The 10629-nt window shown below is 34.4% G+C and carries 13 protein-coding genes; all 13 read right to left on the minus strand.

What is annotated here, in order from left to right:
• The coding region (locus E0F91_RS15295) for a hypothetical protein (RefSeq protein WP_132067311.1) at nucleotides 1-287 on the minus strand (287 nt) is incomplete at its 3' end.
• 246 nt (nucleotides 288-533) lie between these two features.
• On the minus strand, nucleotides 534-1295 hold the full coding sequence (gene trpA, locus E0F91_RS15300; RefSeq protein ID WP_132067312.1) for a tryptophan synthase subunit alpha: 762 nt from the start codon (nucleotides 1293-1295) through the stop codon (nucleotides 534-536).
• A gap of 237 nt (nucleotides 1296-1532) precedes the next feature.
• On the minus strand, nucleotides 1533-1853 hold the full coding sequence (locus tag E0F91_RS15305; protein WP_073353965.1) for a gamma-glutamylcyclotransferase family protein: 321 nt from the start codon (nucleotides 1851-1853) through the stop codon (nucleotides 1533-1535).
• Between the two features lie 232 nt (nucleotides 1854-2085).
• Nucleotides 2086-3267: a tryptophan synthase subunit beta gene (gene trpB / locus E0F91_RS15310; protein WP_132067313.1), complete on the minus strand. Its 1182-nt coding sequence runs from the start codon at nucleotides 3265-3267 to the stop codon at nucleotides 2086-2088.
• Nucleotides 3268-3287: 20 nt separating this feature from the next.
• Entirely contained in the window at nucleotides 3288-3890 is a 603-nt protein-coding gene (locus E0F91_RS15315) for a phosphoribosylanthranilate isomerase (protein WP_132067314.1), read from the minus strand.
• Between the two features lie 148 nt (nucleotides 3891-4038).
• On the minus strand, nucleotides 4039-4824 hold the full coding sequence (gene trpC, locus E0F91_RS15320; RefSeq protein ID WP_132067315.1) for an indole-3-glycerol phosphate synthase TrpC: 786 nt from the start codon (nucleotides 4822-4824) through the stop codon (nucleotides 4039-4041).
• Nucleotides 4825-4881: 57 nt separating this feature from the next.
• A complete protein-coding gene (locus E0F91_RS15325) occupies nucleotides 4882-5250 on the minus strand; it encodes a four helix bundle protein (RefSeq protein ID WP_132067316.1) in 369 nt (122 codons plus the stop codon).
• A gap of 13 nt (nucleotides 5251-5263) precedes the next feature.
• A complete protein-coding gene (gene trpD / locus E0F91_RS15330; protein ID WP_132067317.1) occupies nucleotides 5264-6256 on the minus strand; it encodes an anthranilate phosphoribosyltransferase in 993 nt (330 codons plus the stop codon).
• Between the two features lie 101 nt (nucleotides 6257-6357).
• Nucleotides 6358-6924, minus strand: coding sequence for an anthranilate synthase component II (locus tag E0F91_RS15335; protein ID WP_132067318.1), 567 nt, complete (start codon nucleotides 6922-6924; stop codon nucleotides 6358-6360).
• A 92-nt stretch (nucleotides 6925-7016) separates the two neighbouring features.
• Nucleotides 7017-8417 (minus strand): anthranilate synthase component I family protein, encoded by a 1401-nt coding sequence (locus E0F91_RS15340; RefSeq protein ID WP_132067319.1) that lies wholly within the window; start codon nucleotides 8415-8417, stop codon nucleotides 7017-7019.
• Between the two features lie 346 nt (nucleotides 8418-8763).
• Complete coding sequence (locus E0F91_RS15345; RefSeq protein ID WP_132067320.1) at nucleotides 8764-9333, minus strand: YceI family protein; 570 nt, start codon at nucleotides 9331-9333, stop codon at nucleotides 8764-8766.
• 46 nt (nucleotides 9334-9379) lie between these two features.
• Nucleotides 9380-10012, minus strand: coding sequence for an NAD(P)H-dependent oxidoreductase (locus tag E0F91_RS15350; protein WP_132067321.1), 633 nt, complete (start codon nucleotides 10010-10012; stop codon nucleotides 9380-9382).
• A gap of 23 nt (nucleotides 10013-10035) precedes the next feature.
• Nucleotides 10036-10491 (minus strand): MarR family winged helix-turn-helix transcriptional regulator, encoded by a 456-nt coding sequence (locus E0F91_RS15355; protein WP_132067322.1) that lies wholly within the window; start codon nucleotides 10489-10491, stop codon nucleotides 10036-10038.
• Nucleotides 10492-10629: the final 138 nt, after the last annotated feature.

Consider the following 10629-nt stretch of genomic DNA (forward strand, 5'->3'; position numbering starts at 1 on the left):
TCTATGCTCAGAATAGTGCTGTATGGAATATATTGTTTGGTTCTAAATATCAATGAAGTTTTCTCAATACCTTTCTCCATAATTTTTAGAGAAGAAACTTTGAACAAATCAATTGAAACGTATACTAAAAAAAGCAGTCCTACAAATGCTAAAATTAATGCTTCTTTTGGAGTTGAGTCAGAAATTATCAGTCCATTTACGCAATATGATAAAATTGACAGAAATAGGAAAACTCCAATTCCTGTTCTAATTAAAAAAAGATTACGAAATTTTGATTCTGTTTGCATCTTTTGTATTTCTGGGTTTTAGCATGTTGCATAACTTGTATATAAGCGAAACAAACCTTCGTATATACACCCATTTTGGGGTAGATTGGCGAAGGTTTGTTTCGCTTTATTGTTTTATCAAATATATTAAAATTTTCTTACAAATCATCAAATGGACTTCTATTCCATTTTAAAACATAAAAAAAGCGTTTACTCTCTTTTTAAATTGAGAGGAAACGCTAGTTTACTTTTGTGATGAAAATATTTTTATCGAATCGCTTTTACGAACTCTTCAATTTTTCCTGTTCCGTTTTTGGTTAAATCCTGAATAAAAGCACTGCCTATAATCGCTCCTTTGGCAAATTGTGTGGCTTGCTCGAAGGTTTCTTTGTTGTTGATTCCAAAACCAATTACTTGTGGGTTTTTCAGATTCATATCGGCAATGCGCTTGAAATAGTCTTCCTGTGCGCTGCCAAAACCCGTTTGTGATCCTGTCACGCTCGCTGAACTCACCATATAAATAAATCCATCAGATACACTGTCAATAAAGTGGATGCGTTCTACAGAAGTTTGTGGCGTAATTAAGAATATATTTTTCAAGCCGTATTTTTCAAAAGTAGCTTTGTATTCGTCCGCATACACATTAACGGGAAGGTCTGGTATGATTAATCCGTCAATGCCAATAGCAGCACACTCTTTGCAAAAATTATCAATTCCGTATTGTAACATTGGGTTGAAATAGCCCATAATAATTAGCGGAATAGTAACGGTTTTCCGGATGTCTTTAAGTTGATCAAACAAAACTTGAGTGGTCATTCCATTATGCAATGCTTGGGTAGAACTTTCTTGAATTGTTGGTCCATCGGCCAAAGGATCGCTGAACGGCAATCCAATTTCTATCATGTCCACGCCATTTTTTTCTAGTTCTTCAATGATTTGCACAGTATCCTTTAAGTTGGGATATCCTGCCGAAAAGTAGATGGAAAGTATTTTTTTGTCTTCTTGTAATTTCTGATTTATTCTGTTCATTTTATATTCTGTATAATTTTTTTATCTTTTTAGATCCGCAAAGCGTTTGGCTTTGAGGATGCTTTTTGCAGTTTTCAGACTTTTTTTATTAATGCGGTCGGAGACCGTTAAAAACTTCCTCAAAGTCAGAGACTTTGCGGAGCAGAGGTTTCAAACTTTTTTTATTAATGCGGTCGGAGACCGTTTAAAACCTTCTCAAAGTCGGAGACTTTGCGGAGCGGTATCGTAAATCTTAAATCAAATTGCCGCACTGTATGCCCAAGCTTTTTGGTTGGATTGCAATTGTACTTCAACACGCTTGTAATGCAATCCTTCATAAAGATCCGATTGATGCAGTTCCTTTGTGGTTATGGCATAAACCATTCCGTTGATTGTATCTTCAGGCTTGTGAGTTTCCGTAATAATGGGATAGTAGACTAACCCAAATTCTTCTTCAATTTGAATGTTTTTTACAATATAACCAATTAGTGTTTCAGGAGTTCCCTCAAGAATCCGTCCAAATAGATCTGTTTGTATGTCCTCATTTTGAAGGCTGCCATAAGCGAATAATTTTTCCATAGTTTCTATTTTCAAAATCTGAATTGAACTGCTTCGTGTACTTTTTTTGCGTTAAGGAGTGTAGTGAAAATCCTTTTTTAGCTTGCTTTTTAGCAAGGTGAAAAAGATTGTAACGGAAAGCCTGACCTTGCAGTAACGCTAGTGAAAGCAAGGGAACGCCCCGAAATAAATTCGGGATAAACCCTGAAATAAATTCGGGATAAACCCCGAAATAAATTCAGGATAAATACAATTATAATTTAAAATAATCAATATAAGTATTCAAATCTTTGTCGCCACGACCGGAAAGGTTGATGACCACAATATCTTCTGGTTTGAACTTCATTTCATCCAGAACTGCAAAAGCATGGGCACTTTCGATAGCCGGAATTAATCCTTCCATTTGAGATAATTTGATACCCCAATCCATAGCTTGCGCATCGGTGATCGAGATAAATTTTGCTCTACCAGTAGCAAATAAATTAGCATGCATAGGTCCTACTCCGGGATAATCCAGTCCTGCAGAAATGGAATATGGCTCTGTGATTTGGCCATCCGTAGTTTGCATCAATAAGGTTTTACTTCCATGAATAACGCCCACTTTTCCTAAAGCGGAGGTAGCGGCACTTTCACCAGAATCAACTCCTAAACCAGCTGCTTCCACAGCAATAATGGTCACATCTTCATTGTCTAGAAAATGATAATACGTTCCTGCGGCATTGCTTCCGCCACCAACACAGGCGATTACGTAATCGGGATTTTCACGTCCTTCTTTTTCTAGTAATTGTTCTTTAATTTCTTTCGAGATAACACTTTGAAAACGCGCTACCATATCTGGATAGGGATGTGGTCCTACGACAGATCCTATAATATAATAGGTGTCAACAGGATTATTGATCCAATCTCTGATGGCTTCATTTGTAGCATCTTTCAAGGTTTTTGAACCTGATTTGGCAGGACGAACTTCGGCACCTAACATTTTCATACGAGCTACATTTGGTGCCTGACGCTTGATGTCGACTTCGCCCATGTACACGATGCATTCCAAGCCCATCAAGGCACAAACGGTTGCGGTAGCCACTCCATGCTGACCTGCGCCAGTTTCGGCAATGATTCTGGTCTTGCCCAATCGTTTTGCAAGAATAATTTGTCCAATCGTGTTGTTAATTTTATGTGCGCCCGTATGGCATAGATCTTCTCTTTTCAGATAGATTTTGGTATTGTATTGTTCGGATAAACGCTTTGCAAAATACAGTGGCGTAGGGCGACCTACATACTCCTTAAGCAGGTCATCAAATTCAGCTTGGAATTCTGGTTCAGCTGTTATTTTTAAATAATTTTGGCGTAATTCTTCTACATTTGGATATAACATTTCAGGAATGAAAGCACCTCCAAATTCTCCATAATAGCCTTTTTCGTTGACGTTGTAACTCATTTTGTTTTAAGTTTAAAAGTTTAAAGTTTCAAATTATGCTGAAACTTGCTCAATAAATTTTTGTCTTTTAATCCAGGCTCTGTTTCAAATTTACTATTTAAATCCAAAGCATGAATGGGTAATTGTGTTGCTAAAATTGCTGTTGTCAAATCGATTTCTTCTAAACCTATGCCACCGCTTAGAAAAAAAGGTTTGGTCGATGGGTATTTTTTTAATACTGTCCAATCGAATGTCGAGCCGTTGCCACCAGGTAATTTTCCTTTGGTATCAAAAAGGAAATAATCACAAACCGCTTCAAAGGGTTGCAGTACTTCAAAATCAAAATCAGCAGCAACCGAAAATACTTTTATAATTTCAATATCATTTCCTATTGCGCTCCTTAATTCAGTACAAAATGCCACTGATTCATGGCCGTGCAACTGAATGGCTTGTAAATCGTGGGTTTGCGCTTTCGCCAAAATAACTGCGATACTTTCATTAACAAAAACACCGACTTTTTTAATCGATTTAGGTAAAGGTGGAATCACTCCATCAAAATACCTAGCAGATTTATCCCAGAATATAAATCCCATATAATCGGGTAGGAGTGAGGCTACTTCGAGAATATTGTTAGGGTATTTCATTCCGCAGATTTTAGTCCCAAAGCCCCCTGATCCCCGAAGGGGGAACATTAGAGTGGAATTTGTTTGAAGATTACCACTATTTTTATTTTCTAAAAATGAATCCATTATTGACTAAAGTATTTATTTGTTGCTAATTCCCTTTTGGGGATTAGTGGGCTATTTGCTTAATAAATTCAGTTGCTGCTTGACCCGCATTATCCGTTTTCATGAAGTTTTCACCAATTAAAAATCCCTTATATCCAAAAGGTTTCAATTCATTAATGGCTTCAATGGATGAAATTCCACTTTCTGAAATTTTTACAAAATCATCTGGAATTTGGTTGGCTAATTGCTTGCTGAAATCTAAACTTACTTCAAATGTTTTCAGGTTTCTATTGTTTACCCCAATCATATCTAATGAGGGCATAATCGATTTTTCTAATTCTTCCTGATTGTGTACTTCAAGCAACACTTCGAGTCCTAATTTTTTTGCAAATTCGGATAAAGCTTTAATTTCCTCTCTTGTTAAAACTGCTGCGATTAGCAGAATTAAATCAGCTCCATACGCTTTGGCTTCTAGGATTTGGTATTCATCTACAATAAATTCTTTTCGCAATAACGGAATATTTACTGTGGCTCGTGCCAAAAGTAAATCATCTAACGAACCTCCAAAATATTTTCCATCCGTCAATACCGAGATGCCGCAAGCACCAGCATTTTCGTATCCTTTTGTTACTTCTTCCACCGTAAAACTATAATTGATTTCTGCTTTAGAGGGCGAACGGCGTTTGTGTTCTGCAATAATTCCGGATGTACTGTGTCGCAAATTAGTACTCAAAGAAATAGTCTTTTTTTCAAAGAAAACAGACGCTTCTAGTTGTGAAACTGGAATGATTGATTTCTTGAGAATTACTTCTCGTTTTTTGTCAACTATAATTTTATCTAGGATGTTCATGGTTTAATTTAAAGATTTAAAAATTTAAAGATTTAAAAATTTGTGATGTTTAACAAATTACTCTTTAATTTTGGTGTTTAAATATTTTATAAAGTTGGATAAGTTTTGAGAAATCTCGATACTTAAATCATAACTCTTTTCAATTTCTAATTGTGATATTAGTTCTAATTCTTTCGCTAATACTAACATACTTCTAACTTCTGCACAACTTCCTTTGGAAATTTTCAAATATTTAATCAGCTGTTTGTTACTATTGTATTCGGAACCTTCTGCGATGTTGTTAGTAATCGAAATGACAGCTCTTTTTATTTGATCTTTGAAACCGAATTCTTTTTCAAAGGGTTTGTTGTTTAATAATTTAAAAATCAATTTCGCTAATTGAATACCTTTTTGGTACACTTCGAATTTTTCAAATGACTTTGTCATAATCTTTCAATTTTTAAATGCTTAAATCTTTCAATTTGTTCAAAGATAAAAGTCCTTTTCCGGATAATAAACTTTCTTTCGCTATTTGAAATCCTTCTAAAGGAGAACATTTTATCACCGTGGCAATGGCCATGGCTGCATTTGCACAGACTACGTTGTTTTGTGCTTCGGTTCCTTTTCCAGAAATAATATTCATAAATATTTCTGCTGAATCTTCGATGGTTATTCCTCCTTCAATCTCGCTTTGCAGCAAAAGGCGAACACCAAAATCTTCGGGATGCAGCATTCCTTCCATCGTGCTTGTGATTGTTTTTGTTGGTCCAGTTAAAGAAACTTCGTCATAACCGTCAAGCGAATGTAAAATCGTAAAATTCACATCCGTATTCTGGTACAAGTACGCATACATTCTGGCTAATTCTAAATTGAAAACACCAACCAATTGGTTTTTTGGAAAGGACGGATTTACCATTGGTCCTAACATATTGAAAAAAGTTTTTACAGCCAGTTCTTTTCGAATAGGGCCTACATTTTTCATAGCTGGGTGAAATAAAGGTGCATGTAAAATGGCAATTCCCGCTTTGTCGATACTTTTTTCTATAAAATCAGCGTCATTGCTAAATTTGATTCCTAATTTTTCCATCACATTACTAGAACCTGAAATAGAGGAAACCCCGTAATTTCCATGTTTTGCGACTTTTACTCCTGCACCTGCTGCTACAAAGGAAGCCAAAGTGGAAATATTAAAAGTATCTTTTCCATCACCACCCGTTCCACACAAGTCGATGGTGTTGTAGGCTGATAAATCCACTTTAATGCATAAGTCCAACAACGCTTCTCGGAAACCTGAAAGTTCCTCAATACTGACGCTTCGCATCATGTAAACGGTAAGGAATGCTGTAATTTGACTCGGATTATAACTTCCGTTGGAAATATTAACCAATACATCTTTTGCTTCTGCTGAGGAAAGTATTTCGTGATTAATCAGTCTATTTAATATATTTTTCATATTATTTTATTTTTTGCCGCTAAGGCTCAAAGACGCAATGTTTAGTATTGAATATTGTTATTAAATTCAGTCAACTGATTACTGCGACTGAACACTGAATACTATGATTTCACCCAATTTTCTAATATCTTTTTACCATTAGGCGTCAATACGCTTTCTGGATGAAACTGAACGCCGCGTACATCGTAGGTTTTATGTCTTAAGGACATTACTTGACCATTTTCGTCGAATGAAGTAGCTTCAAGAACATCGGGTAAAGTGGCATCTACAACCCAAGAATGGTAACGTCCTACTTCAAATTCATTTCCTAATCCTTCGAATAAAAGTTCATCATTTACTGCTGTTTTTACATTGGTGGCAACGCCATGATACACTTTGTCTAAGTTGGAAAGTGTTCCTCCAAAAACTTCTCCTATGGCTTGTTGTCCAAGACATACTCCAAAAATGCTTTTGGTAGCTGCATATTTCCGAATCACCTCTTTCAATAACCCTGCTTCATCCGGGATTCCAGGTCCAGGAGATAGCAAAATTTTATCGAAAACAGCAATTTCATCGATGTCAAATTCGTCGTTTCTGTAAACGGTTACTTCGCAATCTAAATCTTCGAGATAATGCACCAAATTATAAGTGAAACTATCGTAATTGTCTATGACTAGTATTTTTTTCATTTTGTTATTGAAAAATTGAAAGATTTAAAGATTGAAAAATTCTAACGTTTCATCAATCTTTAAATTCTTAAATTATTGAATCTTTAAATTATTTATATCGTTTCTGCTAAATCCAAAGCTTTATTCAGCGCTAATAATTTATTGTAAACCTCTTGCATTTCGTTTTCTTCATCAGATCCCGCTACAATTCCCGCTCCAGCTTGGGAGTGTAATTGATGGTTTTTACTCAAAAAAGTCCGAATCATAATCGCATGATTAAAATTACCTTCAAAATCCATAAATCCGATAGCGCCACCATAAAAATTTCTATTCGTTTTTTCATACTCTTCAATCAGCTGCATAGCCCGGTGTTTGGGAGCACCACTCAATGTTCCTGCCGGAAAAGTATCCGCTACGACTTGCATTGTCGTTGCATTTTCATGCAAGTGTCCCGTTACTTTTGAAACCAAGTGAATCACATGAGAAAAGAATTGTACTTCTCTATATTTCTCCACGTTGACATTATGACCGTTTCGGCTTAAATCATTTCTGGCCAAATCTACTAACATTACATGCTCGCTATTTTCTTTTTTATCTATGGATAATTCTTTGGCTAGAACGGCATCTTTTTCATCATCTCCCGTTCTTTTGAAAGTTCCTGCAATAGGATGAATCTCCGCTTTGCGATCTTTTACAATGATTTGTGCTTCGGGTGACGAACCAAATATTTTAAAGTCTCCGTAATCAAAAAAGAACAAATAAGGAGATGGATTGATGCTTCTCAACGCTCTGTACACATTGAATTCATCGCCTTTAAATCCTTGGGTAAACCTGCGAGATAAAACCAATTGGAATACATCGCCGCGGAAACAATGCTTTTTGGCCAAAGCCACATTATGCTTAAATTCTTCGTCTGTTAAATTTGAAAAGCCTTCGCCTTCTTTATAAAATTTATAAGATGAAATGTTTCTGGATTGCAACAATTGCTCGATTTCGGATATGTTGTTTCTTCCGTCTAAACTGTGGCAGAAAATATAGGCTTCATTTTTGAAATGATTGATGGCAATGATATTTTGGTACACGGCATAATACACATCAGGAATGGTATTGCTATTTTCTTTTTTGGCAATAGATACTTTTTCGAAATACCGAACAGCATCGTATGAAATATATCCAAAAAGTCCATTATTGATGAATTTAAAATCATTTTTCTCCGATTTAAACTGACCTGAAAATTCCTGAATTACAGTCGGAATATTGGTATTAACATCAATTGTGATTTTCTCAGAACTTCCATCAGGGAAAGTTTTGTAAATAGTTTCGTTTTCTATTTTGATGGAAGCAATAGGATTGCAACAGATGTAGGAGAAACTGTTGTCATTTCCATGATAATCACTACTTTCTAGTAACAGACTATTTGGAAATTTATCTCTAATTTTGAGATACACACTCACAGGAGTAATTGTATCAGCCAAGATTTGCTTGTAATTTGTATTTAATTTAAGTGATTTCAATTGTTATGTTTTTAATGTTGTGTTTAACTGGTAAAATTGGCACAAAAAAAAGGCCTGTCGTGATGACAAGCCTTTTATATTTATAGTTTTAATAATACTATAGGAGCTTAGTTCACGACGACTGACGTAAATTGTTCCACCACCAAGTATTGTTTAAAATTGTTTTCATGTTTTATTTTGTTGAAACAAATGTAGAAATTAAATTCGATTATTCAAGTATACAATCCGTTAAAAATCATTAAAAATAAAGATTATTTGTTAAATAAATTTTCTAGCAGAAATTCATAAAAGTACAAAACCCCAACAATTGCTTGTTAGGGTTTAATGATATTGTTTTGATTTGAAATTAGAATTTCAGAGCTACAGCTAAAGTGAAATCATCATTGATAGCTTTGTCTCCAATTGCACTAAAAATACTTGCTGAATTATATTCGATTTTGTATTTAGTTCTGTCAATTACTACATTAGCATTAGCTGTATTCGCAGTTGTAGCAAGATCAAAAGTTACGGGTTTAGTAATTCCTTTGATCGTTAAATCTCCAGTTACGGTGTATACATTTGGTGCTTTAGTAACTAATTTTTTGAAAACTAAAGTTGCTGTTGCAAATTTATCTGTTCCAAAAAAGTCATCCGCTTTCAAGTGACCTTCTAATTTTTCTTTACCTTGACCTGCTTTTAAGTCGGTAACAGTCATAGAAGTCATATCAACTACAAATGTACCACCTACTAATTTTTTTCCTTTGAAAACTAAAGCACCGTCTTTAAGGTTGATTGTACCTTCATGAGCTCCAGTTACTTTTTTTCCAACCCAGTTGATTGTACTAGCTGCAGCGTTCACTTTTTTAGTTTGTGCAGTTACTGATACTGTAGATAATACTACTACTAATGCTAATGCGATTGATTTTAAATTTTTCATTTGTTAAAATTTGATTTGAATTAATATTTAATTTTGGATTAGTAATTTATAAAGTGATGAATAAGTCTTCGTTTGATTTTCTAACTTTCTTATAATATTGAGTGGCATCGTCATCATGTCTGTATCCTAGAGTGGCTATTAATGCTGCATTAAGTCCAAGTTTCTCTAAACCTAATATTTCATTTACATCGGCAGGAACAAAACCCTCCATTGGGGTTACATCTATTTTAAGTTCAGCAGCAGCGTTAAGTAAATTTCCTAAAGCTAAATACGTTTGCTTTGCAGTCCAATGATTACGAATATCTTCTGGAAGAGTTGTAAGGTTGTTTTTCATTAAATCACCATAAGGTTTCAAGTTTTCTAAAGGAATTTCTCTAGTTTGACTCATGTTCTGAATTAAATTGTCTATCCCTTCTGCTCCAAAATTTAATTCGTTGGCAAAAACAATTAAATGTGATGCTTCAACAATTTGAGATTGTCCCCAAGCCGAAGGTTTGATTTTAGCTCTTAATTCTGGATTTTCTACGATAATAACTTTGTAAGGTTGCAATCCATAAGACGAAGAAGTCAAACGAATGGCTTCTTTTAAAGTATTTAAATCTTCAGTAGTTATTTTTTTTGTAGCATCGAATTTTTTCGTTGCGTATCTCCAATTTTGATTTTCTAAGAAAGTATTCATATTGTAATGTTATTATTAATTATTTATTGGTTTCTGTATTTTTCTAATAAGTGATTTAATTGGTCTATTTCTTCTGAATTTAGATTTTTTGAAAAATACTGCTCGTGAGCAATGACTTTCGGATCTAATTCTTCTAAAACGTCTAATCCTTTTGGTGTTATTAAGACTTCTATTTTTCGTCTGTTTTCAGGACATACTTTTCGAGTTACTAACTCTTTCAACAACAATTTATCTACTAAACGAGTAGTGTTACTGGTTTTAGCTAACATTCGCTCTTGAATGGCCCACATATTTGCCGGATTCCCTTTTTGTCCTCTTAATATTCGAAGTACATTATATTGTTCTCCTGATATTTCATGAGGTTTTAATATTTCATTAAAATTTTCTGTAATAACATTTTGTGTGTACAAAACATTCAGAATAATTTTTTTAGAATTATCCATGGGTACAGTAGATTTTAAAACGTCTTCAATTTTCATAATTGTATATATGTAATTTGTCGGTACAAATGTAACACTTTTTATAGTTGTATGTACAAATGTGTGTTATTTTTTTATTAAATAAATTTTTTATCCGTTTTAAGCGCTTTTCAGCATCGCTTTGGTTTTATAAAACAA

The organism is Flavobacterium sandaracinum (assembly GCF_004349135.1).
Lineage (GTDB): Bacteria > Bacteroidota > Bacteroidia > Flavobacteriales > Flavobacteriaceae > Flavobacterium > Flavobacterium sandaracinum.